Annotated in this window: 20 protein-coding genes; 10 read left to right on the top strand and 10 right to left on the bottom strand. The window is 66.6% G+C overall.

Annotated features, from left to right (window positions below; genetic code table 11):
- From HB724_RS09745 to HB724_RS09725, 5 genes are all read left to right on the top strand, one after another.
- Positions 1–863: protease modulator HflK (locus HB724_RS09745; protein WP_213980731.1), on the top strand; the 863-nt coding region annotated here is incomplete at its 5' end.
- Positions 860–1,717 carry a protease modulator HflC gene (locus HB724_RS09740; RefSeq protein ID WP_213980730.1) on the top strand — a complete coding sequence of 286 codons (858 nt, stop codon included), beginning with the start codon at positions 860–862 and terminating at the stop codon, positions 1,715–1,717. The genes HB724_RS09745 and HB724_RS09740, both read left to right, overlap by 4 nt.
- 94 nt (positions 1,718–1,811) lie before the next feature.
- Positions 1,812–3,329, top strand: a complete 1,518-nt coding sequence (locus HB724_RS09735) for a Do family serine endopeptidase (RefSeq protein ID WP_213980729.1) — start codon at positions 1,812–1,814, stop codon at positions 3,327–3,329.
- 101 nt (positions 3,330–3,430) lie between these two features.
- Positions 3,431–5,092, top strand: coding sequence for a helicase HerA-like domain-containing protein (locus HB724_RS09730; protein WP_213980728.1), 1,662 nt, complete (start codon positions 3,431–3,433; stop codon positions 5,090–5,092).
- 25 nt (positions 5,093–5,117) lie between these two features.
- A complete protein-coding gene (locus HB724_RS09725) occupies positions 5,118–5,792 on the top strand; it encodes a heme-binding beta-barrel domain-containing protein (protein ID WP_213980727.1) in 675 nt (224 codons plus the stop codon).
- 89 nt (positions 5,793–5,881) lie between these two features.
- On the opposite strand, the gene HB724_RS09720 is transcribed toward HB724_RS09725, so the two are convergent.
- From HB724_RS09720 to HB724_RS09710, 3 genes are read right to left on the bottom strand one after another with little or no spacing between them, the layout of a single operon-like run.
- Positions 5,882–6,256 (bottom strand): response regulator, encoded by a 375-nt coding sequence (locus HB724_RS09720; RefSeq protein WP_213980726.1) that lies wholly within the window; start codon positions 6,254–6,256, stop codon positions 5,882–5,884.
- Complete coding sequence (locus HB724_RS09715; protein ID WP_256731428.1) at positions 6,249–7,355, bottom strand: HWE histidine kinase domain-containing protein; 1,107 nt, start codon at positions 7,353–7,355, stop codon at positions 6,249–6,251. Before HB724_RS09715 ends, HB724_RS09720 begins: the two co-directional genes overlap by 8 nt.
- 20 nt (positions 7,356–7,375) lie before the next feature.
- Positions 7,376–7,690, bottom strand: coding sequence for a hypothetical protein (locus HB724_RS09710; RefSeq protein WP_213980725.1), 315 nt, complete (start codon positions 7,688–7,690; stop codon positions 7,376–7,378).
- A gap of 414 nt (positions 7,691–8,104) precedes the next feature.
- Between HB724_RS09710 and HB724_RS09705 the strand changes: the two genes are divergently transcribed.
- Positions 8,105–10,129: an oligopeptide transporter, OPT family gene (locus HB724_RS09705; protein ID WP_213980724.1), complete on the top strand. Its 2,025-nt coding sequence runs from the start codon at positions 8,105–8,107 to the stop codon at positions 10,127–10,129.
- 116 nt (positions 10,130–10,245) lie between these two features.
- Here the strand turns inward: HB724_RS09705 and HB724_RS09700 are convergent, their stop codons facing one another.
- The 3 genes from HB724_RS09700 to queF form a co-directional block, all read right to left on the bottom strand.
- Positions 10,246–11,532 carry a glycoside hydrolase family 130 protein gene (locus tag HB724_RS09700; protein ID WP_213980723.1) on the bottom strand — a complete coding sequence of 429 codons (1,287 nt, stop codon included), beginning with the start codon at positions 11,530–11,532 and terminating at the stop codon, positions 10,246–10,248.
- Positions 11,533–11,575: 43 nt separating this feature from the next.
- A complete protein-coding gene (locus HB724_RS09695) occupies positions 11,576–13,846 on the bottom strand; it encodes a glycosyltransferase family 4 protein (protein WP_213980722.1) in 2,271 nt (756 codons plus the stop codon).
- Between the two features lie 139 nt (positions 13,847–13,985).
- Positions 13,986–14,432, bottom strand: a complete 447-nt coding sequence (queF, locus tag HB724_RS09690) for a preQ(1) synthase (RefSeq protein WP_213980721.1) — start codon at positions 14,430–14,432, stop codon at positions 13,986–13,988.
- A 55-nt stretch (positions 14,433–14,487) separates the two neighbouring features.
- Between queF and HB724_RS09685 the strand changes: the two genes are divergently transcribed.
- From HB724_RS09685 to HB724_RS09675, 3 genes are read left to right on the top strand one after another with little or no spacing between them, the layout of a single operon-like run.
- A complete protein-coding gene (locus tag HB724_RS09685; RefSeq protein ID WP_213980720.1) occupies positions 14,488–15,321 on the top strand; it encodes a sulfurtransferase in 834 nt (277 codons plus the stop codon).
- Positions 15,318–16,502: a cystathionine beta-lyase gene (gene metC / locus HB724_RS09680; RefSeq protein WP_213980719.1), complete on the top strand. Its 1,185-nt coding sequence runs from the start codon at positions 15,318–15,320 to the stop codon at positions 16,500–16,502. The genes HB724_RS09685 and metC overlap by 4 nt, the downstream gene beginning before the upstream one ends.
- 48 nt (positions 16,503–16,550) lie before the next feature.
- A complete protein-coding gene (locus HB724_RS09675) occupies positions 16,551–17,690 on the top strand; it encodes a GNAT family N-acetyltransferase (RefSeq protein ID WP_213980718.1) in 1,140 nt (379 codons plus the stop codon).
- Positions 17,691–17,697: 7 nt separating this feature from the next.
- On the opposite strand, the gene HB724_RS09670 is transcribed toward HB724_RS09675, so the two are convergent.
- The 4 genes from HB724_RS09670 to HB724_RS09655 all read right to left on the bottom strand — a co-directional run bounded on the left by HB724_RS09670 (position 17,698) and on the right by HB724_RS09655 (position 23,234).
- Positions 17,698–19,371 (bottom strand): hypothetical protein, encoded by a 1,674-nt coding sequence (locus tag HB724_RS09670; protein ID WP_213980717.1) that lies wholly within the window; start codon positions 19,369–19,371, stop codon positions 17,698–17,700.
- A 40-nt stretch (positions 19,372–19,411) separates the two neighbouring features.
- The gene (locus tag HB724_RS09665) at positions 19,412–21,154 is read right to left on the bottom strand and encodes a hypothetical protein (RefSeq protein ID WP_213980716.1); all 1,743 of its coding nucleotides are present in this window, start codon (positions 21,152–21,154) and stop codon (positions 19,412–19,414) included.
- On the bottom strand, positions 21,151–22,665 hold the full coding sequence (locus tag HB724_RS09660) for an NAD(P)/FAD-dependent oxidoreductase (RefSeq protein WP_213980715.1): 1,515 nt from the start codon (positions 22,663–22,665) through the stop codon (positions 21,151–21,153). The genes HB724_RS09665 and HB724_RS09660 overlap by 4 nt, the downstream gene beginning before the upstream one ends.
- A 77-nt stretch (positions 22,666–22,742) precedes the next feature.
- Positions 22,743–23,234: a helix-turn-helix domain-containing protein gene (locus HB724_RS09655; RefSeq protein WP_213980714.1), complete on the bottom strand. Its 492-nt coding sequence runs from the start codon at positions 23,232–23,234 to the stop codon at positions 22,743–22,745.
- A 149-nt stretch (positions 23,235–23,383) separates the two neighbouring features.
- On the opposite strand from HB724_RS09655, the gene HB724_RS09650 reads away from it, so the two are divergent.
- Entirely contained in the window at positions 23,384–23,695 is a 312-nt protein-coding gene (locus HB724_RS09650; protein WP_213980713.1) for a hypothetical protein, read from the top strand.
- The last annotated feature ends 58 nt before the right edge of the window (positions 23,696–23,753 follow it).

Raw genomic sequence — 23,753 nt, 5'->3', positions numbered from 1 at the left:
GCTTTCCCGGCGTGCCCGCCGGCCCCAGGCTCTATCTCCTCATCGCCGGCGCGCTGCTGCTGCTCTGGATCGCCTTCACGTCGATCCACCCGATCGGCCCCAAGGAACGCGGCGTGGTGACCACGCTCGGCCGCTATTCGGGCACGCTGCAATCGGGCTTCGGCTTCACGCTGCCGGCGCCGCTCCAGATGGTGGAAGTCGTCGAGGTCACCTCGGTCCATACCGAGGCGTTTCCGAAGTCCGGCGAGAATCTGATGCTCACCGGCGATCAGAACATCGTCGACCTCGCCTATTCGGTGAGCTGGTATATCGACAATGCGGCCGATTACGTCTTCCAGATCAAGGATCCCGACGAGACCGTGCGCGCCACCGCCGAAAGCGCGATGCGCGCGGTGATCGCGACCACCAGCCTCAACGAGGCGATCGGCGAGGGCCGCTCGCGCATGGAGGCCGAGGTCCAGGTCGGGATGCAGAAGATCCTCGACGAATATAATTCGGGCGTCCGCATCCAGAGCGTCGCGATCCAGAAGGCCGCCGCCCCCCAGGCGGTGGACGAGGCGTTCAAGGCGGTCTCCGCCGCGCAGCAGGAGGCGCAGGCGAACAAGAACAACGCCAATGCCTATGCCCAGCAGATCCTGGCCCAGGCCCAGGGCGAGGCGGCCGAGTTCGACAAGATCTACGAGCAGTACAAGCTCGCCCCCGAGGTCACGCGCCGCCGCATGTATTACGAGACGATGGAGCAGATCCTGTCGCGCACGAACAAGACGATCGTGGAGGCGCCGGGCGTCACGCCCTATCTCGCCCTTCCGAGCCTGAGGCCTGACGGCAAGGCCGATCAGGCCCAGCAGGGAGCCGCCAAATGACCCGCGACTGGTTCCGCAACCCGATCGCCCTTGCGGTGGCGGCGATCCTGATCCTCGTGCTGCTGCTCAGCACGATCGCGATCGTGCCCGAGACCCGGCAGGCCGTCGTGCTCCGGCTGGAGAAGCCCTATCGCACGATCAACGCCTATCGCCCCGGCGAGGAATTCGGCCGCACCGGCGCCGGCCCGTTCATCCGCATCCCGTTCCTCGATCGGGTGGTCTGGGTCGACAAGCGCGTGCTCGACGTCGACCTGCCCAACGAGCCCGTGCTCTCGACCGACCAGCTCCGCCTCGAGATCGATGCCTATGCGCGCTTCCGCGTGACCGATCCGCTGCGCATGGTCGTCACCGCGGGCAGCGAGGACAGCGTGATCGAGCGGCTGCGGCCGCTGCTGCGCTCGTCGCTCCGCAACGAGCTCGGCAAACGCGAATCGAAGATCCTGCTCAGCCCCGAGCGCGGCCAGGTGATGGACAGCATCCAGTCCTCGCTCCAGACGCTGGCGACGCGCTACGGCGTCCAGATCGTCGATGTCCGCATCAAGCAGACCGAGCTGCCCTCGGGCACGCCGCTCCAGGGCGCGCTGGACCGGATGAGCTCCGCCCGCCTCCAGGAAGCGGCGACGATCAAGGCGCAGGGCCTGAAGGAAGCGCAGATCATCCGCGCGACCGCCAGCGCCCAGGCCGCGCAGACCTATGCCCAGGCGTTCAACAAGGATCCGCAATTCTACGATTTCTACCGCGCGATGCAGTCGTACCGGACGACCTTCCTCGCCCAGGTCGACGGCAAGGGCGAGACTTCGGTGATCCTGTCGCCGCAGAACAGCTATCTGCGGGAATTCATGGGGCAACGATGATGCTGCAAGTTCGTTCATATTCAATCGCCGTTCAGCCAGCCTGCGCAAGATCGCGGGCTGAACGCGACACGTTCCTTTGAGAGGAAATACTCCAGTGCGTTACGCCTACGCCCTCACTACTGCCGTTATCCTGGGTGGCGCCGCCACCGCCATGACCCTCAACCAGCCGGCCGGTGCGCAGACCGCGCAGAACGAGCCCGGCGCGATCCAGGCTGCCGCGCCCAAGGCCGGCGCGCCGATGAGCTTCGCCGACATGGTGGCCAAGCTCCAGCCCGCGGTCGTCAACATCTCCACGACGCAGCGCGTGCAGGTGAACTCCAATCCCTTCGCCGGCACGCCGTTCGAGATGTTCGGCGCCCAGCAGGGCGGCCAGCCCGTCACCCGCCAGGCCGAATCGCTCGGCTCGGGCTTCATCATCTCGGCCGACGGCTATGTCGTCACCAACAACCATGTGATCTCCGCCGGCCAGCGCGGCGCCGTGGTCGAATCGATCACCGTCACCCTGCCCGATCGCCGCGAGTTCAAGGCCAAGCTGATCGGCAACGATGCCCAGTCGGATCTCGCCGTGCTCAAGATCGAGGGGGCCAATCTGCCCTTCGTGAAGTTCGGCGATTCGAGCGGCGCGCGCGTCGGCGACTGGGTCGTCGCGATCGGCAACCCCTTCGGCCTGGGCGGCTCGGTCACGGCCGGCATCATCTCGGCGGTCCACCGCGTCACCGGCCAGGGCGGCGCCTATGACCGCTTCATCCAGACCGACGCCTCGATCAACCGGGGCAATTCGGGCGGCCCGATGTTCGATCTCCAGGGCAACGTCATCGGCATCAACTCGCAGATCCTGTCGCCCACCGGCGGCAATGTCGGCATCGGCTTCGCGATTCCGGCCGAGGAGGCTCAGCCCGTCATCGCCACGCTGATGAAGGGCAAGAGCATCGACCGCGGCTATCTCGGCGTCGGCATGCAGGACTTGACCGACGATATCGCCGACGCGCTCGGACTGCCCAAGGATCGCGGCACGCTGGTCTCGCGCATCGAGCCGGGCCAGGCGGCGGAGAAGGCCGGCATCAAGCAGGGCGACGTGATCGTGAAGGTCGGCGGCAAGGACGTCACCCCCGATCAGACGCTCAGCTACCTGATCGCCAATGTGACCCCCGGCACCCGCGTTCCCGTGGAAGTGATCCGCGACGGCAAGCGCCAGACGCTCACCGTCACCGTCGGCAAGCGCCCGCCCGAGGAGCAGCTCGCCCAGTTCGATCCCGAGGATGACGGCACCGGTCCGGGCGGCAGCGGCAGCGGCAGCCCCGATGCGATGGCGACCGCCTCGCTCGGCGTCGCGGTGACGCCGCTCACCCCGCAGATCGCAAGCAGCATCGGCGTCGATGCTTCCAAGGTGAACGGCGTGGTCGTGCTGGGGGTGGATCCCAACAGCGACGCGGCCGGCAAGGGCCTCAAGCGCGGCGACCTGATCGTCTCGGTCAATCGCACGCCGGTCGCCAACGCGGCGGACATCGCCAAGATCGTAACGGCATCGAAGAGCGCCGGCCGCAGCTCGGTGCTGCTCTATGTCCAGCGCCGCAACATCGGCCAGTTCGTGCCGGTGCAGATCCCAGGCTGATCGCCCATCAGGGCGGCACCAGCCTTCACCCGCCCTTCAATTGCACGCTGACCAATGCCCGTTTCTCCCCTATGACGATCTCCTGAAAGGGAGTTTTGCTTATGGGTGGAGAGACGGGCATTTTCATTGGCGCGGCCGGCGACAAGCGCCAGACGCTGGTCCTCAAGCGCGCCAATCGCCACGGGCTGATCGCGGGCGCCACCGGCACCGGCAAGACCGTGACGATCCAGGGCATCATCGACGGCCTCTCCCAGGCCGGAGTTCCCTGCTTCGTCGCCGATGTGAAGGGCGACCTGTCCGGCCTCGCCATGGCCGGCTCGCCCGCCGCCAAGACCCATGAGAGCTTCGCCGCCCGCGCCGCCGAGATCGGCTATGCCGATTGGACCTATAGCGACAATCCGGTACAGTTCTGGGATCTCTACGGCGCCCAGGGTCATCCGATCCGCACCACCGTCAGCGAAATGGGGCCGCTGCTCCTCTCGCGGCTGATGGACCTCAACGAAGTCCAGGCAGGCGTGCTCACCATCGCCTTCACCGTCGCCGACAAGGACGGGCTGCTGCTGCTCGATCTCGACGACCTGCAATCGATGCTCGCGCACTGTGCGGAGCGCGCCGACGAGTTCACCACCACCTATGGCAACGTCTCCAAGCAGAGCATCGGCGCGATCCAGCGCTCGCTGCTCCAGCTCCGCAGCCAGGGCGGCGAGCATTTCTTCGGCGAGCCCGCGCTCGGCATGGGCGATTTCATCGCGCTCGACGACAAGGGCCGCGGCATCGTCAACGTCCTCGCCGCCGACAAGCTGATGGCGAGCCCCAAGCTCTACGCCACCTTCCTCCTCTGGCTGCTCTCGGCGCTGTTCGAGCATCTCCCGGAGGTCGGCGATCCCGACAAGCCCGTCCTCGCCTTCTTCTTCGACGAGGCCCATCTGCTGTTCGACGATGCGCCCAAGGCGCTGCTCGACAAGATCGAGCAGGTCGTCCGCCTGATCCGCTCGAAGGGCGTCGGCATCTATTTCATCACCCAGAACCCGATCGACATCCCCGATACGATCGCCGGCCAGCTCGGCAACCGCGTCCAGCACGCGCTGCGCGCCTTCACCCCGCGCGACCAGGCCGCGGTCAAGTCGGCGGCGACCACCTTCCGCGCCAATCCGGGCGTCGATGTCGCCACCGCGATCACCGAGCTCAAGGTCGGCGAGGCGCTGGTCTCGCTGCTGCAGGAGGACGGCGCACCCGCCCCGGTCGAGCGCGCGCTCATCAAGCCGCCCGCCTCGCGCGTCGGCCCGGTCACGCCGCAGGAGCGCGCCGTGCTGATCCAGACCGACGCGATCGGCGCCAAATACGACACGCTGGTCGATCGCGAATCGGCTGAGGAGCTGCTCGCCGCCAAGTCGCAGGAGGCCGCCGCCGCCGCTGCCGAGGCCGCCGCCAAGACCGAAGCCGAAAAGGCCGCCGCCGCCCAGGCCAAGGAAGACGCCCGCCTCGCCAAGGAAGCGGAGCGCCAGCGCCTCGCCCAGCAGCGCGACGCCGATCGCCAGGCGCGTCTCGACGCCCAGGCCCAGCGCGCCGCCGAACGCGAGGCCGCCAACAACCCGTGGAACCGCGCGATCAACTCCGCGACCAAGTCCGCCACTACGGCGGTCAGCCGCTCCGTGGCCAATGAAGTCAGCAAGGCGGTGTTCGGCAAATCGAGCGGCGTCGGCGGATCGCTGATCGGCGGGCTGGTGCGCGGCGTGCTCGGCGGGCTGTTCAAGGGGCGCTGAGCCCCCAGTCAGAGGAGCATCCGGCATGAATCCATTCCCGCGCGACATCTTCACCGAACCGGCCGACGTCAATCCCGATACGCTCGCCAATCTCGGCCCGCTCCGCCCGCTGGCCGGGACGTGGCGATCGGCGAAGGGCGCGGACGTGGCGCCCAAGGCGGAAGGGCCGGAGCGGCGCGAATTCATCGAGCACATCGTCTTCGAGCCGATCGACCCGCAGGCCAACGGCCCGCAGCTCCTCTATGGCCTGCGCTACCATATCCACATCACCACCGTGGAGGAGGACATCACCTTCCACGATCAGGTCGGCTATTGGCTCTGGGAGCCCGCGACCGGCCTGATCCTCCAGACGCTGGCAATCCCGCGCGGGCAGGTTCTGCTCGCCTCGGGCCAGGGCAAGCCCGGCGATACTGGCATCACGCTCACCGCGACACGCGGCCAGACCAGCTACGGCATCTGCTCGACCGACTTCCTGGAAGACGTGTTCCGCACCGACGCCTATCGCATCGAGATCGTCTTCAACCCCGACGGAAGCTGGAGCTACGATATCCGGACGACGCTCACGGTGCGCGGCCAGTCCGAACCCTTCGACCACCACGATCGCAACACGCTGCACCGGATCGGCGAAGCCAAACCGAACCCCTGGGCGCAGATCCTCGCGAAGCGGGCGGAGAAGGCCGGGGCGGGAGAGGCTTCCTAGACCGCGAACCCAGTCTCAGAGCGGTGGTTTCGAGCGGACAGGGAAAACCTGACGTTCGCCTTGCGTGCGGAGGAGACCGGCTGCTTTCGTTAGCTACGGCCGCCCCCCAGCAGCGTCGCGAGCGCAGCCGAGAGCTTTCGGAAAGGGTATGGCTTGTTGAGCACCGGCCGGTCCGGATAATCGGTGCGCGTGTCCTTGTCGGCATAGCCCGTCGAGAACAGGAACGGCACGCCGCGCGCGGCAAGGGCATCGGCGACAGGGTAGCTTCTCGTGCCGCCCAGGTTGAGATCCAGCATGGCAAGGTCGAAAACCTGGGAGCCGATCAGGGCAAGCGCGTCCGTCACCGTCGCGGCAGCCGTCACGGATCGGCACCCAAGCTCGGCCAGCATGTTCTCGATCGACATCAGCACCATCATTTCGTCCTCGACGACAAGCACGCGACGATCGGAGAGAAGGTCAGCCATCCTGGGATCCTTTCGGTGTCGGCATATCGATCGTGCAGATCGCTCCGCCAGGCGCAAATTCGAGCGCCACTTTGGCGCGCAGTTCATGCGCGAGGCCGCGCTCGATCACTTCAGACCCGAACCCCTTTGTCGAAGGCACAGCGACCAGCGGGCCGTTGCTTTCCTTCCAAACCAGCACGAGCCGCGTTTCGTCCGCGGAGGGCCAGAGCGACCATGTTATCTCGACCAGGCCGGTTTCGGTCGAGAGCGCCCCATATTTCACGGCATTGGTTGCGAGTTCGTGGAACGCGATGCCCAGCGCCAGGGCCATGTTCGGGGGCACACGGATATTGTCGCCGTCGATCGAGAAGCGTTCCGACCAGCCCGAGGCCGCTCCGAACGGCTCGAGCGCCGCGTCGAGCAGATCATGCAATCCGGCATCCCGCCAACGAGCCAGGGTCAGGAGCTCGTGCGAACGCGACAATGCGAAGATCCGCGATTCGATGGCTTCGCGGAGGTATTCGGGGTCGAGCGGCGCTCTCAGCGCCTGCGAGACGATCGACTGCACCGTTGCGAGGGTGTTCTTAACCCGATGGTTCAGTTCGTCGATGAGCATCCTCAAATGGGCCTGCTCTTGCCTGTGCCTGGTGAGATCCACGAAAGACACGAAATACTGAATGACGTTTCCAGCCTCGTCGCAGACCGGACTGACGAAGGTCGAGGCCCAGAAGCCGCTGCCATCCTTGCGATTGTAGTGGATATCCAGAGTATCGCCGTGTCGGCCTCCGAACTCCTGCCCGACCCCCGAAATGGTTGGCGCATCCAGGCTTTCGTCTACCAAATCGTCCAGGCTGCGCCCGAGCATTTCCTCTCGATCATACCCAGTCAATTCGAGGAAGCTGTCGTTCGCGAAAATGATGCGATTGCCCGCGCATCGTGCATTGGTGAAAGCTATCGGCATTTGCGTTGTCTGAGCGGCGACTACGAATGGCCCCAGGTTCTTGCGAAAATCATCAACCTCCGATTCGGCACTTTCCTGCCCATCGAGACCTATGTTTTTCATAGTATTTGTTAATATTATCATTTCTTTAGATTGACCAATGACAATCGCCGAACTCATAGAGCAGCAGCTCCTTGCAGTCAGCTTGGAGGAGTGGTCGCCGTGAATCCAACGCGCAACAAATCCCAGCGCCCACTGACCTCGCGTGCGGCAGCTTCGATGTATCGCGCCCCACTGAAGTTCACGAATCCGAGATCCCATAGGGCGCCAGCCGGGCCATCATATTCGAGCTCAACGATATTCGGCCTCGGAATATCGTCACCATTATCGCCGGCTCCGTTCGCCATTTCCAACGCCCGGCGATGAATTTCGATTTCTATTTCAATCTTGGATCTGATTTGGCGAGCCATAATCATTTTACTTTCAATCACTGCAGTAAACGCACAGTGATCCAAAGAGACCCGCCTGCCGATATTATATCTGCACGCACGGCGCATCGCGAGAACAGGCAACGAGCCTATGCGACTCCGCCGGCCTCCTCTGCGGGGAGCGGAATCCTATAACGGCGGCGGCGACGCCGACCTCTTTCGAGAGGCAATATCGAGGCCGTAGACGACCGATATCGAGCGCCGTGCCGCCGGGAAGCCGAAGCCGGCCGCGCCCCTCTTCCCAGGCCGGGCAGGGCGGCTTCCTCTCGATACGCCCCACCGGAGAAAATGCTGTCATTGTAGGAAACGCGGTGCCAACGTCGCCGCGATGCGCGCTACATTCCTCCGCCCATGCATGCCCCGCTCGATCGCCGCCCCTCGGCGAAAGTGCACGAATGAAGCCCATCTCCCTGCACTTTGCATCCTGAGAGTCCGTCCCTGATGGCCACAGCGCCTGCCCGCCCGCTTGCCGAGCTCACCGTCCGCGGCGTCCTCCTCGGCGCGCTCATCACCATCCTGTTCACCGCCGCGAACGTCTATGCGGGGCTCAAGGTCGGCCTCACCTTCGCCACCTCGATCCCGGCGGCGGTGGTGTCGATGGCGATCCTGCGCTTCTTCCGCAACGCCAGCATCCTCGAGAACAATATCGTCCAGACGATCGCCTCGGCCGCCGGCACGCTGGCCGCGATCGTCTTCGTGCTGCCGGGGCTCATCATGGTCGGCTGGTGGTCGGGCTTTCCCTATTGGACCACGGTGGCGGTGTGCATCACCGGCGGCGTGCTCGGCGTGATGTTCTCGGTGCCGCTGCGCCGCGCGCTCGTCACCGGATCGGACCTGCCCTATCCCGAGGGCGTCGCCGCCGCCGAAGTGCTCAAGGTCGGCTCGAACTCGCGCGCAGGCGACGTGGAGAATGCGCGGGGCCTGCGCGTCCTGGTCCTCGGCTCGCTCTTCTCGGGGCTGTTCGCGCTGCTCGCCAAGATGAAGCTGGTCGCCGAGGAAGCGGCGAAGAACTTCCCCGTAGGCAACACCGCCACCGGCTTCTCGACAAGCTGGTCGATGCTGCTGATCGGCGTCGGCCATCTCGTCGGCATCTCGGTCGGCGCGGCGATGTTCCTCGGCATGCTGGTCTCCTGGACCGTGCTCGTGCCCCTGTTCGCGGCGGGCGGCGATCTCTCCGCCGGGATCGACGCGCTGGTGGGCGGCACCTTCCGGGGCCAGGTGCGCTTCGTCGGCGCGGGCACGATCGGCGTCGCGGCGATCTGGTCGCTGCTCAAGATCATCGGGCCGATCGTCGCGGGGCTGCGCTCCGCCCTCGCCGCGTCGCGGGCACGCAAGGGCGGCGAAGCGCTCGACATCACCGAGCGCGACCTGCCGATCGGCGTCGTCGCGCTCATCACGCTGGCGACCCTGGTGCCGATCGCCTGGCTGCTGTGGAGCTTCTCGGCCGGCGGGCCGGTGCATGACTATCCGTTCGCGGTGATCGGCGGCTCGCTCGTCTATCTGCTGGTGGTCGGCATCCTGATCGCGGCGATCTGCGGCTATATGGCGGGCCTGATCGGCGCGTCCAATTCGCCGGTCTCGGGCGTCGGCATCCTCGCCGTGCTCGGCGCATCGCTGCTGCTCGTGCTGATCTTCGGGCATGAGGCCGATCCGGCGCGCACCAACGCGCTGATCGCCTATGCGCTGTTCACCACCGCGATCATCTTCTCGATCGCGACGATCTCGAACGACAATCTCCAGGATCTGAAGACCGGCCAGCTCGTCGGCGCGACGCCGTGGAAGCAGCAGGTGGCGCTGGTGCTCGGCGTGGTGTTCGGTTCGCTGGCGATTCCCCTGGTGCTCGATCTGCTCAAGAACACGCTCGGCTTCGTCGGCATGCCCGGCGCCGGGCCCAATGCGCTATCGGCCCCGCAGGCCGCGCTGATCTCCTCGATCGCCAAGGGCGTGCTCGGCGGCGATATCGACTGGGGCCTGATCGGGCTGGGCGCCGTGATCGGCGCGGTCGTGATCGCGCTGGACGAACTGCTCGGCAAGATGGGGAAGATGCGCCTGCCGCCGCTCGCGGTGGGCATGGGCATCTATCTGCCGATGGGGCTCACGCTGCTGATCCCGGTCGGCGCGGTGATCGGCCATTTCTACGATCGCTGGGCGAAGCGCTCCGCCAATCCCGAATTCGCCGAGCGGATGGGCGTGCTCGCCGCGACCGGGCTGGTCGTCGGCGAGAGCCTGTTCGGCGTCGCCTTTGCCGGCGTGCTCGCCTGGGCCAACCGCAATTCGCCGATCCCGCCCAACGATGCACCGCTGGCGATCATGGGCGAGGGGTTCGAAGGGGTGGCGATGTGGCTGGCGCCGCTGCTCTTCTTCGGCCTGATCGCGTTCGTCTATGCGACGACGCGCAAGCTGGTCCGCACCAGCCCGCCCGCCGACGGGCCGGAGCCGCAGGTGGAAGGCGCCAGCTATCGCTGACTATCTCCCCTCCCGCTTGCGGGAGGGGGCGGGGGAGGGCGTGTGACTTCCTGGGGCGGTTCCGGTTTTGACAGGCCCTCCCCTAACCCCTCCCGCAAGCGGGAGGGGAATCAAAGTCAGCTCATCTGTTCGAGCAGCGACTTGATCGGCACGAAGGCGAAGGCCACCGAGCTGTCCGCCACGCCATAGGGGATGAACAGCTTGTTGCCGTGGCGGATCGCACCGCAGGTATAGACGACGTTGGGCACATAGCCCTCGCGGTCCTGGTCCGCGGCGGCGAGCAGCGGCTGGGCCGATCGGGCCAGCACCTTCGACGGATCATTCTTGTCGAGCAAGGCCGCGCCGATCGAATATTTCCGCATCGCGCCCACGCCGTGCGTCAGCACCAGCCAGCCCTCGTCCAGCTCGATCGGCGGGCCGCAATTGCCCATCTGGACAAGCTCCCAGGGGAAATGCGGCTTGATGAGCAGCTCGCCGCCCTCCCAATGGGTGATCGTGTCGGACGAATGGAGGAAGATGTTCTCGCCGTCCTGCCGGCCGAGCATCATGTACCGGCCGTCGATCTTGCGCGGGAACAGCGCCATGCCCTTGTTGCGCGCCGCGCTGCCGGTCATCGGCACCAGATCGAAGCTGCGCCAGTCGCGGGTGCGCAGCAGCTCGGACTGGATCACCGATCCGTTATAGGCGGTATAGGTGCCGATCCATTCCTCACTGCCGTCCTCATGCTGGAAATGGCAGATGCGCAGGTCTTCGAGACCGTTGGACTGCGCCTTGGTGATCGGGAAGATCACCGTGCCCGACAGCGTCGAATCGCGGTGGCGATAGACCGTCACCGGCCCCTCGGGCACATGCTCCTCATCCTCCTCGCGCGCATCGGCGGCGGTGGCGAAGGGCGGCTCGGGAGCGAGCGTCAGATCGTTATTGTCGGTGATGATGCCTTCGCGGAACGCGACCGAGGAGATGTGCCCCTCGCCCACCGCGCGCAGCGACATCAGGATACGCAGCGAGCCCTTGGGCATGCCCGACTGGTCGTAATGCGGCACGGCGCTGGGGTTCATCAGCGCGGCGGCGGCATAGCTGTATTCGTGGCAGAAATAGGCGCCGATGAGCTGCCGTTTCTCGTCGCCGATCTCGCTGCCGTCGAGCCCGAGCTGCGATTCGATCTCGTCGTATCGCGTCATGAACACGCGCCGCGTCTGCCAGTGGCGCGCCTCGAAATCCTTGAGCACGATCTCCAGCTCGGCACGCGCCTGGCCGGGCGACATGTCGAGCACTTCGGTCACCAGCCGCTCGGTCCGGCTGGGCGCGGTGCCGTTCGACGTCCAGGCGATATGGAACGGGCGCACCACGACACGCGAAGGGTCCGCCTTCAGCCGCAGGCTATGATTGAACAGGTCGAGCAACGCACCCCCCGAAGAAGCCGAGCATTCCGCCGGCCAACGAAGGTCAGGCGACGGCGCGTTCCGGTCCTGCCACGTTTCCCGCGCGCTTTGAAAGAGCGGAAATCGCGCAACTTGCGAGTTGCAGGGCCAAAATCGATTCGGCGCCCTGGTTGCGGTTGAGTCCGGTGGGCATCAGCCCGTCGAAGCAGCCGCCGTCCTGCGGGCTGGCGAGCGGCATTTCGAGATCGTTGGCACCCAGATACCAGCGATAGGCGCGCATCGCCTCGCCCGCCCAGCGCGGATCGCGGGTCACGTCGTGCGCGGCGACACAGGCCTCGATCGTCGCCTGCGCCTCCAGCGGCTGCTGGTCGAACGGGAGCGGATCGGCATAGGCGCGGCCGAAGCTCTCGGTGCCCACCGCCCGGAAACGGCCCTCGGGCGAAGTCTGTCGCCCGACGATCCAGTCGAGCGTCTCCAGCCCCACCTCGATGAAGTCGGGACGGCCCAGCACCTGGCCGGCGCGCAGCAGCGCCTCGGGCAGGCGGGCATTGTCATAGGCGAGGACGATCTCGAACCATTTCCATTCGGGCCGGCGCGTCCGATCGAGCAACTGGGTCAGTTCGTCGCCGAACCGCGTCAGGATAGTGCGCGCCAGCGGATGCCCCGGATGCGCCTCGATCATCGCGGCGGCGGCCAGCATCGCGAAGGCGCGGGCACGCGGGCTGCCGAGATCGAGCGCGATCGATGCGGTCGCGTCGAACATGGTCGAGGCCCAGTCGCGGTGCTTCTGCGCGCGGGCGTCGCGCGCGGTGACGCCCATCGCCCAGAGCGCACGCCCGTTCGAATCCTCCGAGCCCACATCCTCGCACCAGGTGCGGTCGAAGCTCATGAAGTTGCGGAAGCGCTGCTCCTCGGCATTCCAGGCATATTGGACGAAGGACGCATAGATGCTGGTCCATTTGTCGCGGACCGTCTCGTCGATATCCTCGATCCGGCACATCAGGATCAGCGCGCGGGCATTGTCGTCGATGCAATAGCCGTGGCGGCGATCGGGCACCGAATAGATCGAATGCTGGAGCATGCCGGTCGAATCGCTCATCCGCTCGACCGCGCTGATGTCGGGCTTGAGCGGTGCCAGCTCGGCGCGCGCCTTGGCGAAGCGGCGCGGCTTGGCGGCGACGATCATGGCGATCTCCGCCACCGCGCGCTCGGCGAGGCACGGCCACAGCATCGTGCGGCCGCGGGCATAGGCGCGCGCGGAAAGCGCGGTGAGCGCAATCTTGTCCGACAGGAGCTTGGTGATCTCGCGCGCGAACCCTGCACTGTCGCAGAACTCGACGATCACGCCATGGCCGGAATCGAGGATCTCGGTGGCATGGACATAGGGAGTAGAGACCACGGCCTTGCCGACGCCCACCGCATAGGAAAGCGTGCCAGACGTGATCTGCGCCGGATTGGTATAGGGCGTCGCATAGATGTCCGCCGCCTGGAGATAGTCGATCAGCGCGTCATGGCCGACGAACGCATCGATGAAACGGACATGATCCGCCACGCCCTTTTCGCTCGCGAGCGCCTTCAGCCGGTCGCGATAGGCCTCGCCCTCATGCGCGACGAGATTGGGGTGGGTGGCTCCGAGCACGACATAGAGCGCCTGCGGCCGTGCGGCGACGATCGCCGGCATCGCCTCGATCATGTTCTCGATCCCCTTGTTGGGGGCGAGCAGGCCGAAGGTGAGGATGACGTCGCGGCCTTCCCAGCCGAACACCGGCTTGAGCATGTCAGGGTCGACAAAGGGACGATCGGGCACGCCGTGGGGGATCATCACCATCTTGGCGTCCTCGACGCCGTGGACGCGCTTCAATATGTCGCAGCCGCGCTCGGCCATCACGATCACGCGCGAGGCGCGGCGCAGCAGCGCCTCCATCACGCGACGCTCGTCGGCGCTCGGCTTTTCGAGCACGGTGTGGAGCGTAACGATGACGGGGATCGACAGGCGATCGGTGAGCGCGAGCAGGAAATCGCCGGCCGAGCCGCCATAGATGCCATATTCGTGCTGGATCCACAGCGCCTGCGCGCCGCTCGCCTCGATCGCGCGGGCGGCCTCGATATAGGCGGCGCGGTCGTTCTGCGGGATCGCGCGAGTCACTTCGGGGGGATAGGCGTAGCGGCCCGGATGGTCGTCCATCGCATAGACGTCGACCTGCAGGTCCGGATAGCGCTTCGTCAGCGCGTTGTAGGTGTCCGTGGTGTAGGTCGCGATGCCGCACTTGCGGGGCAGGAAATTGCCGATCAGGGCAAGATGCCGGATCCCTTCGAGATGCTGCGTCCGTGCCATTATCAACCCTTCGCTAATGCAAACCGACTTTGGGCAAAAACGCCCTGCGTCCCTTTACAAACTCCCGCTTTTCGCCGTGGTTGCACAGTTGTGCAACGCAACAGAATATAGAATCGACGGGCCGTTGTAAATCTGAGGTTCAGCCGCGCCCCCGATATCCGGAAACATCCTGAGGCGGCACCCAGACGCCCGCGGGCGATTCGCCCGATTGCCAGAACACGTCGATCGGGATGCCGCCGCGCGGATACCAATAGCCGCCGATTCGCAGCCATTCCGGCGCCATCTCGCGGAACAGCCGCTCGCCGATGCCGACGGTGCAATCCTCATGGAAGGCACCGTGATTGCGGAAAGACCCGAGGAACAGCTTGAGCGACTTGGATTCCACGATCGTCGCGCGCGGCACATAATCGATCACCAGATGCGCGAAATCGGGCTGGCCGGTGATCGGGCAGAGCGAGGTGAACTCGGGCGCGGCGAAGCGCACCAGATAGCGCGAGCCCGGCCGCGGATTGGGAACATAGTCGAGCTCGGCTTCGTCAGGCGAGGCCGGGAGAGCGGATTGCTTACCGAGATGCTTGGCGTCCATCGCCACCATGTAGGTGTTTGCCCCGCGCTTTGCATCCTTCTAGGAGCTTGCGGTGATGGATGACCTCGTAACGACCGAATGGCTGGCCGCCGCGCCGGGCGCGGACGGCCTGCTGGTGCTCGACGCAACCTATACCTCGACGCTGCCCGGCGCCGCGAAGCAGGAGCCGCGCGCCGAATATGCCGAAGGGCATATCCCGGGCGCGCGTTTCCTGGACCTCGATACGCTGGTGGATGCCGACGATCCCCTGCCCTCGATGCTGCCGCCGCGCGCGGTGTTCGAGGCGCGGATGGCCGCGCTGGGCGTGACGGCGGACAGCCGGATCCTGCTCTACGACAACAGCCCGCACCACACGTCCTGCCGCGCCTGGTGGGTGCTGCGCATGTTCGGCGTCGAGGCTGCGATCCTCGACGGCGGCATCGCCAAGTGGAAGGCCGAAGGACGCCCGCTGGAGGCCGGCATCCCCGCCGCTTCGCCCGGCACATTCCAGGCGGGAGCCGCAAAGGGGAAAGTCCGCACTTTGGCCGAGATCAAGACGACTTCCGAGCAGATCGTCGATGCGCGCTCGATGGCACGTTTTACCGGAGAAGAGCCCGATCCCCGGCCCGATTGCGGATCGGGGCATATCCCGGGCTCGAAAAGCCTCACTTACAGCAGGCTGTTCAACCCCGACCGGACCTGGAAGCCGCTCGACGCGATCCGCGCCGAATTCGAAGCGGCGGGCATCGATCTCGACAAGCCGCTGGTCGCGACCTGCGGATCGGGGATCACCGCGTCGGTGCTGGTCTTCGCGGCGCATCTGCTGGGGCACGACGCGGCGCTCTATGACGGGAGCTGGTCCGAATGGGGCGCCGATCCCTCCACTCCCAAGGCAATGGGCCCTGCATGACCGACAAGAAGAATTCGACGAAGATCGTCTCGGCGGGCCGCCGGCCCGAATGGACCCAGGGCATCGTCAACACGCCCGTCTGGCGCGCATCGACCATTCTCTACGATACCGTTGCCGATTTGCGCGCGCGCGGCGCGGCGGACACGCACCACAAGCTGTTCTACGGCCGCCGCGGCACCCCGACCCAATGGACGCTCGCCGATGCCCTGACCGAGCTGGAGCCCGGCGCCGAGGCGACCCTGCTCTATCCGTCCGGCGTCGCGGCGGTGACGACGGCGCTGCTGGCGGTGCTCGCCCCGGGCGACGAGCTGCTGGTGCCCGACAGCGCCTATGATCCCACGCGCAACTTCGCCGGCGGCATGCTCAAGCGCTTCGGGATCGACACAACCTTCTACGATCCGCTGATCGGCGCCCGCATCGCCGATCTCTGCACCGATCGCACCAAGGCGATCTTCATGGAGAGCCCCGGCAGCCTGACCTTCGAGGTGCAGGATGTGCCCGCGATCGTCGCCGTCGCCAAGGCGCGCAGCATCACCACGCTGATCGACAATACCTGGGCGACGCCGCTGCTGTTGCCGGTGATCGCCATGGGCGTCGATTATTCGATCCTCGCCTGCACCAAATATGTCGTCGGCCATTCGGACGTGATGCTGGGATCGGTGACGGCCGCCGAGGGTCAATATGAGCGGCTGCGTGCGGCGAGCTACCAGCTCGGCCAATATGCCAGCCCCGACGATGCCTGGCTGGGCACGCGCGGGCTGCGCACCATGGCGGTGCGCCTGAAGCAGCATGGCGAGGCCGCGCTCAAGATCGCCGAATGGCTCAAGACCCGGCCCGAAGTGGCGCGCGTGCTCCATCCGGCGCTGCCCGATTGCCCGGGGCACGAGATCTTCGCCCGCGACTTCAAGGGCGCATCGGGCCTGTTCTCCTTCGTGCTGAACGGCGGCGACGATGCGGCGCGTGCCGCGCTGATCGACGGGCTGGAGCATTTCGGCATCGGCTTCAGCTGGGGCGGCTATGAGAGCCTGGCCCTGCCGATCGACCCGCACCGCTTCCGCAGCGCCACGCGCTGGGAGGCCGAGGGGCCGGCAGTGCGGCTCCAGATCGGGCTGGAGGATCCGGACGACCTGATCGCCGATCTCGAAGCCGGCCTGGCGCGTTTTGCGAGGAAGCGGGGCTAAGCCGCAAAGCATCGTTGCACCGCAGCGAAGTGTGCCTACATTTCCGGCGTGTCCGTGACGCCCCTCACCGCCCGAATCGCCGACGGCGTCGCCTCGCTTCCCTCGGCGGAGTGGGATGCCTGTGCCGGCGCCGCCAATCCGTTCGTCAGCCACGCCTTCCTCTCGATCCTCGAACGCTCGGGCTCGGCAGGCGTGCAGGCCGGCTGGCAGCCGCTACCGATCGTGATCGACGGCGCGAACGGCAAGGCGGCGGCGATCGCGCCGGCCTATGCCAAGACGCACAGCCAGGGCGAATATGTATTCGATCATGGCTGGGCCGATGCCTGGGAGCAGGCCGGTGGGCACTATTATCCCAAGATCCAGGTGGCGGTGCCCTTCACGCCCGTCCCCGGCCCGCGGCTGCTGCTGCGCGACGCGGCGCTCGCGCCCGCGCTGATCGGCGCGATCGAGGCGGTGACCGACCAGAACCGCCTGTCCTCCGCGCATGTCACCTTTCTGGAGGAAAGCCAGCTCGGCTGGTTCGAGGCGGCCGGCTGGCTGATCCGCTCGGGCACCCAGTTCCATTGGCAGAATGACGGCTATGCGGGCTTCGAGGATTTCCTGGCCGCGCTCGCCAGCCGCAAGCGCAAGGCGATCCGCAAGGAGCGCGCCCAGGCGCTGGAGGGCCTCACCGTCCGCCATTTGACCGGCGCCGAGATCACCGAAGCGCATTGGGACGCCTTCTGGGCCTTCTATCAGGATACCGGCAGCCGCAAATGGGGCCGGCCCTATCTCACTCGTTCCTTCTTCTCGATGCTCGGCGCCGAGACGGGCGACAAGGTGCTGCTGATCTTCGCCGAGCGCGACGGCATGCCGATCGCGGGCGCGCTCAACCTGATCGGCGCGGACGCGCTGTTCGGGCGCTATTGGGGATGCGTGGAGGAAGTGCCGTTCCTCCATTTCGAGCTCTGCTATTATCAGGCGATCGACGCCGCGATCGCGCGCGGGCTGGCGCGGGTCGAGGCCGGCGCGCAGGGCGAGCACAAGCTGGCGCGCGGCTATGCCCCGGTCACGACCTGGTCGGCGCATTACATCCCCGATCCGGGCTTCCGCCGCGCCGTCGCCGACTTCCTCGAGCGCGAGCGCCTCTCGGTCGAGCATGAGCAGGAATATCTGGGCGAGATGACGCCCTTCAAGCGCGAGGGCTAGCCGCGCCTCACTCGGTGTTGCCGAGTATCTCCCCCCGCTCCGCCGCCTCGCGAAGCACCTGCGCCTCGGGCTTGGGGATCGGCAGGTCGCCGGGATGGAGCGGCGGTCCGGGCACCGAATGGTCGATGCGGAACAGCGCGCTGGTGCCGTCGCGCCAGACGGGGATCAGCCCCTGCTCGAAGCGCGGATCATAGGCCGGCGGGCGGATCAGCCAGACATAGTCGAACGCATCGCGCGGGAAGACCGCCAGGCTGCGCGCGATCGGGCGCCACCATTCGCGCGGGCACTGGACGTCGGTGACGATCTCCGACGGATCGTGCGCGAAGCGCTGGGCGGCGCGATAGCGCACGGTCATGAGCTGCCCGCCGGGCATCGACCATTGATCGTTGGTGTAGGAGAGCTTGCGCTCCAGCGCGAGCGCGGGAACGTGCTGGAGGCGCGTCATCCGCCATTCATTGTAGCAGGTCTCGCCCACGAAGCTGACCAGCCGCGAACCCTCGGGCAAGTGATCGAGCGCCTTCAGCTCGCGGTCATAGCTCTGGTCATACAGGAAGAAGCTGTAGGTGGTCGCGCCGATCCGGACGAGGAAGAAGGCGAAGCCCAGCGCCGCAACGGTGGCGGCGCCGCGGATCGAGAGGCCGGGCTTGGGCCGGATCGCGATGATCGCGATGGCGAGCAGGAACGGCACCAGCCGCATGTCCGCATAGGCCGATCCGAACACGACGCGCGGCAGCAGGATATAGACGATGGCGAGCAGCCCCGCCGAAAGCGCCAGGTTGCGCGAATATTGGATGTTCGGATCGCGCACCGCCTTCAGCATCAGCAGGAACAGCACGCCGACGCTGGCGATGTCGAACAGCTGCCAGCGGTCGCGGAAGACCTGGGTGAGCCACAGCATCTTGGCGCGCCAGTTGAACCAGTCGAACGTCTGGCCGCTGACATGCCCGCCGCTGCGCCACATCAGCATCAGCAGCGCTGGCGGCGCCAGCACCAGGCACTGGATGCCGGCATGAACCCAGGGCAGCAGCCAGGCATGGACGATGTCCTTGTGCCAGGGCAGGTCCGGGCGACGGCGCAGATCATGCTGGCGGATCAGCTCGGCCGAGAAGGCGAGCACGCCGAGCACGCCCCAGCCGAACGTGTGGGTGATCCAGATCAGCACCGACAGGGGCAGGAACACCAGCGATCGGAACCGGAACTTGCCCAGCCGCGCCAGCCGCAGCCACCAGCCGAAGGCGAGCAGCGCCAGCGCCATCGACAGCGCGAAATTGACGAAGCCGAAGTGGAAGGGGTGCGCATAGGCGAGCGGCAGCGCGAACAGCGCCGTCGCCGGGATGCGGCCATGCACTTCGCGGGAAATCCACAGCAGCCCCGCCACGGTCATCGCCGGGATCGAGATGACGATCAGCTTCACCGCGAGCTCGAGCCCGAAGATCTTGCTCAGCGGAATGACGAGGAGGTCGACGCCCAGATTGCCCATCAGCGCCCAGCGGAAATCATACCATTCGTGCAGATGCGGCACCTGGTCGTAGACGAGCTGGACGCGATAGCGCCCCATATGGCCGGGCAGATCGACGAGCGGCGGAATGTCGGGCCAGAGCAGCGGCACGATCGCAATCAAGGTGGCGATCGCGACAAACCATCGTGTCTGCCACCAATGCAGCGCTTCACCCCGTTTCATCCGGCGCTTCTAGGCGCGCGGTGGGCGATGCTGCAAGCGGCTAGCGCAGCTTCCAGACGAGAACCGGCGAACCGGAGATCGGAACGGGCTCGAGCCAGGGAAATCGCTCGCCCCGCTCCAGCCGCGCCCAGAAGCCGTTCGGCGCGGCCTCGCGATAGATTTCCGGCTCGTTGAGACCCGGGCAGACGGCCACATATTGCGCGCCGCGCGCGACGATCAGCCGATGGGCGGTCTCGGGCGTGCCGGTGAAGGCGGCGAAGACGTCGTGCATCGCCGCCATGTTGCGGTGATGGCCGCTCGCCACGGCGCGGTGGTGCGTCGCGACTAGGATGTCGGGCGCGACGTCCACGGGCGCGAAGATCATCCCGGACGGAAGCTGCCCCACCGCTCGTATCTGGGTTCCGTCGGTGCAGGCAGGACGCCCCCGCGCGGCCTGATCGCCCCTAGGCGCGTGCATCGCCTGGGTCTGGGGGGAGCCGAGTATCGCAAGGGCGGTCAGCCCGGGCGAAGCGATCAGCAGCGCCGCCGCCGTCGCCACGGTGCGCAACGGGATCGAGGGAATTGCCCGCGCCCGCGCCAGCATCGCGCCCAATGCCCAGGCGACGCTGGGGACGGCAATGGCATTGGCGGTGGCGCCGGCGCGCATCACCAACGCCGCGAGCAGGGTCGCGGGGATCAATGCCGCGAGCAGGAGGATCCAGCGCGTGCGGGCCTCGCCTTCGCTCGCGCGGATCGCCAGCACCGCGCCGACGATGCCCACGATCGGCAGACCCATCGTCATGATCGCCCAGCTCGGATATTGCCGCCAGAACGGCAGCCCTTCCGAGACATTTTCATACCAGAGCGAACGGGTCAGCGGATCGAGCTGCGCGAAGGGGCCGGCGACGCAGGCGGGCGCCCGGAACACCAGCCAGCCGATCGCGGCGGCACCGGCGACCGCCAGCGCACCGATGCGGACTGGCAAGGGCGCGCGGCCGGTGAAGCTCGCCAGCGCGGCGATACCCATCGCAGCGATCCAGTCCGGCGTGATCGCATCGCAGAGCGGCGCGGCATAGCCCGGGCCGCGCGTCGCCAGTTGCAGCAGCAACAGGCTTGCGAACAGGCTCCATACCGTCGCGAGCAGCGACGCACGCCGCCCGGGCTGGAACGCCCAGGCCAGCGCGGCGATGCCGCACAGCGCCGCCGCGATCGGCAGCCCTTCGAGCGAGATGGTCACCAGCGCGGCCAGCGACAGCCCGATCAGCGCGCCGGCGCGTATCGTCGGCTTGCCGGCCAGCAGCACCAGCGCGGCAAGTGCAAGCACGATCTGCCAGCCATGATGATCGACCCGCAGCGGGCGCGTCTGGTAGAGGATCGGCACCGACAGCGGCACGATCAGCACGGCCAAGCGGCCAAGGTCCGGCCCGGCCAGCCGCCGCGTGAGATGCGCGGCGAGCGCGAGGACCGCGAGCAACGTGATCAGCGGCACAGCGATCAGCGCGGCCAGCTCGGCCCCGGCCTGTCCCAGCAGCGGCCGCATCGCCAGGATCACCCCCGCGATCGGCAGGTCCACCAGCCGCGACCAGTGCATCGCGCCTGCCGCAAGCCGGTGCTGGCTCACGTCCCACCAGCTTTGCCCGGCCAGCCAGTCGCGCACCTGCAACAGGCGCATCGGATCGTCGGGATCGGGGAATTTCAGCCGCGCGATATCGCCCCAGCCCGCCGCGACCAGCACCAGGCATGCGAGTGCCCAGCCGAGGGCGATCGCCGGCCAGAGGCTCGCATTCTTGGCGGGAGGGTTCACGCCGCGCGCAGGCGGCCCGGCACCTGGCGTTCGGATGCGAGCGCCGCCCGTTCGCCCTCGGTGCCGCTCTCGTGATATTCGGCATCCTCGTTGACGTTCCACACGTCATAGATGCGCTCGCCCGCCTCGATATTCCGGACGGTGAGCATCGCCGTCATCATCGCATGATCCTGGTTGTTGTAGCGATGCATGCCGTTGCGGCCGACCAGGTGGAGCGTTGGATAGCGTTCCTCCAGTTCGCGGCGCAGCGTCTCGACATTGTCGCGATAGGTCTCGTCATAGACCGGATAGGCCTTTTCCTGGCGCACCACCGCGCCGCCGACCACCTGCTCGGCGCTGCACAGGCCGAGCATCGCCAGCTCGCGCACGGCGAGCGCGACCAGCTCGCGATCGGCCATGCTCCACAGCCCGTCGCCCTCGAAGCAGAAATATTCGAGGCCGACGCAGGCGATCGTGTCGTCGGGCACCATCTCGGGCGACCAGGAGCGAAAATTCTGGACGCGGCCCACCTTCACGCCCTGTTCGTGGATATAGATCCAGTTATCGGGGAACAGGTCTTCCGAACGGATCATCAGCGCGACCGTCAGGAAGTCGCGATAATGGAGGTCCATCGCCGCCGGGATGCTGGCGGGCATCGGCTGGACGCGGCTCGCGAGCTCGCGCATCGGCGCGGAGGAGATGACATGCGCGGCGTTGACGGTGACGATCTCGCCGTCGCCGCGCGTCGCCTGGACGTGCCAGCGCCCGGTGGCCTCGTCGAAGCGCATCGCCCGCAGCGCATGATCCATCAGCACCTGGTTGCCACCCTCGACGATCCGGTCGCGCGCGGCTTCCCACATCATGCCCGGGCCCTTGCGCGGATAGCGGAAGGTCTCGAGCAGCGTCTTGGTCTCCATGCCGTCATTGGGCTTCCGGTTGAGCCCCAGCGAGCGGCGGAGCCCGTCCATCACGGCCTTGCCCAAGCTCAGCCCCTTGATGCGCTGCGCCGCCCAGTCCGCCGACATCGCGTCGCACGGCATGCCCCACACCTTCTCGGTATAGGTCTTGAAGAAGATCGAATAGAGCCTGTGGCCGAACTGGTTGACCACCCAATCCTCGAAGCTCTTGACGTCCTTGCGCGGGAACATCCTGGCCTTGGCATAGCTCGCCATGCACAGAGCCGAGGTGAAGATCCCCAGGTTCATCAGCGCCTCGAACGCGCGCAGCGGATAGCTGTAGAATTTGCCGCCGTAGAAGATGCGGCTCATCCGCGGGCGTTCTATGAAATCGTCAGGCAGGATCTCGTTCCAGAGGTCGACCACTTCCTTGGACTTGGAGAAGAAGCGGTGCCCGCCGATGTCGAACCGGAAGCCGCCATGCTCCACGGTGCGGCTGATGCCGCCGACATAGACCGGATCCTTCTCTAGGATGGTGACCGAATAGCCCGCCTTGGTCAGCAGATAGCCGGCGGTCAGCCCGGCCGGGCCGGCCCCGATGATAGCGACATCGACGGCATTCTTGGATGCGGGCATTCCAGTGCTTCCCCCGTGGAGCCCCGAAAATGCCCCCAACTGGGCTAAGGTCTGGTTAACGGGCAGCTAAACCGAAGCTACTCCGCCGCGCGTATCTCAGGCTCTTCGGCCACGTCCTCGGGCAGCGCCCAGAGCAGGTCGCCCTTGCCGAGCACCCGCCCGTCATGCGCCTGCACCGTGACCGGCGCGATCGGCAGGCGGTCGCGCGCATCGACCAGGATCGGCATCGCCGGCACGCCCGTCTCCCAGCGCTCGCCCCATTGCCTGAGCGCCACCATCGTCGGCACCAGCGCATGGCCCTTGTCGGTCAGGCGATATTCGATCTTGCGGCGATCGTCGGCGCAGGGCTGGCGCACCAGGATGCCGTGCTCCACCAGCCGCGCCAGCCGATTGGCAAGGATATTGCGGGCAATGCCCAGCTCGGACTGGAATTCCTCGAAATGATGCAGCCCGTTGAACGCGCCGCGCAGGATCAGGAACGCCCAGCGCTCCCCCATCGCTTCCAGCGCCGCAGGCAAGCTGCAATCGCGCGCCAATTCGCGCAGCGACTCTCGGATCGCACCACCCATAAGCAATCACCTTAAGGCAAAACCCGCGCCGGCGGAACGGGATAAAATATTGCGACGCAGCACCAGTTTCTGCTTGCAACTTACCTTTGTGTCAATTAATTTGGATGTGCAATCGGATTGCACGATAAAACTTCCCAGGAGGCATTGTCATGAGCCGTTTCCTTGCCGTCGCGGCAGCAGCCGCGGCCATGCTGGCGCTCACGCCCGCCGCCGGCATCGCCCAGAGCCGCGGCTATTATTCCGCCACCCCCGCGACCGCGCCCGAAAAAGCGAGCCTCGTCACGCGCTCGACCATCTGGAAATGCGCCGGCGGCACCTGCACCGCGAGCAAGGCCAATGCCCGCGACGGCATCGTCTGCGAGCTGGTGGCGCGCGAAGTGGGCACGCTCACCGCGTTCCGCGCCAACGGCACCGACTTCGATGCCGACGCGCTCGCCAAGTGCAACGCCAAGGCGCGCTGATCCGCCCGGATCGCGCCCGCCTTCAACCCAAATCGAAAGCGCCGTCGGCTCCCTCGGG

The organism is Sphingomonas sp. dw_22 (assembly GCF_018449795.1).
Classification (GTDB): Bacteria; Pseudomonadota; Alphaproteobacteria; order Sphingomonadales; family Sphingomonadaceae; genus Sphingomonas.
This window is presented reverse-complemented; position numbering and strand designations above follow the sequence as displayed.

What these genes read in the sequence shown, in the direction of transcription:
- HB724_RS09720 (WP_213980726.1), bottom strand. Translation starts at nt 6,256, where the DNA reads ATGGCTGACCTTCTCTCCGATCGTCGCGTGCTTGTCGTCGAGGACGAA.
- HB724_RS09685 (WP_213980720.1), top strand. Translation starts at nt 14,488, where the DNA reads ATGGATGACCTCGTAACGACCGAATGGCTGGCCGCCGCGCCGGGCGCG.
- HB724_RS09655 (WP_213980714.1), bottom strand. Translation starts at nt 23,234, where the DNA reads ATGGGTGGTGCGATCCGAGAGTCGCTGCGCGAATTGGCGCGCGATTGC.
- HB724_RS09660 (WP_213980715.1), bottom strand. Translation starts at nt 22,665, where the DNA reads ATGCCCGCATCCAAGAATGCCGTCGATGTCGCTATCATCGGGGCCGGC.
- HB724_RS09715 (WP_256731428.1), bottom strand. Translation starts at nt 7,355, where the DNA reads ATGAGTTCGGCGATTGTCATTGGTCAATCTAAAGAAATGATAATATTA.
- HB724_RS09740 (WP_213980730.1), top strand. Translation starts at nt 860, where the DNA reads ATGACCCGCGACTGGTTCCGCAACCCGATCGCCCTTGCGGTGGCGGCG.
- HB724_RS09670 (WP_213980717.1), bottom strand. Translation starts at nt 19,371, where the DNA reads ATGAAACGGGGTGAAGCGCTGCATTGGTGGCAGACACGATGGTTTGTC.
- HB724_RS09650 (WP_213980713.1), top strand. Translation starts at nt 23,384, where the DNA reads ATGAGCCGTTTCCTTGCCGTCGCGGCAGCAGCCGCGGCCATGCTGGCG.
- HB724_RS09730 (WP_213980728.1), top strand. Translation starts at nt 3,431, where the DNA reads ATGGGTGGAGAGACGGGCATTTTCATTGGCGCGGCCGGCGACAAGCGC.
- HB724_RS09725 (WP_213980727.1), top strand. Translation starts at nt 5,118, where the DNA reads ATGAATCCATTCCCGCGCGACATCTTCACCGAACCGGCCGACGTCAAT.
- metC (WP_213980719.1), top strand. Translation starts at nt 15,318, where the DNA reads ATGACCGACAAGAAGAATTCGACGAAGATCGTCTCGGCGGGCCGCCGG.
- HB724_RS09695 (WP_213980722.1), bottom strand. Translation starts at nt 13,846, where the DNA reads ATGGCACGGACGCAGCATCTCGAAGGGATCCGGCATCTTGCCCTGATC.
- queF (WP_213980721.1), bottom strand. Translation starts at nt 14,432, where the DNA reads ATGGACGCCAAGCATCTCGGTAAGCAATCCGCTCTCCCGGCCTCGCCT.
- HB724_RS09705 (WP_213980724.1), top strand. Translation starts at nt 8,105, where the DNA reads ATGGCCACAGCGCCTGCCCGCCCGCTTGCCGAGCTCACCGTCCGCGGC.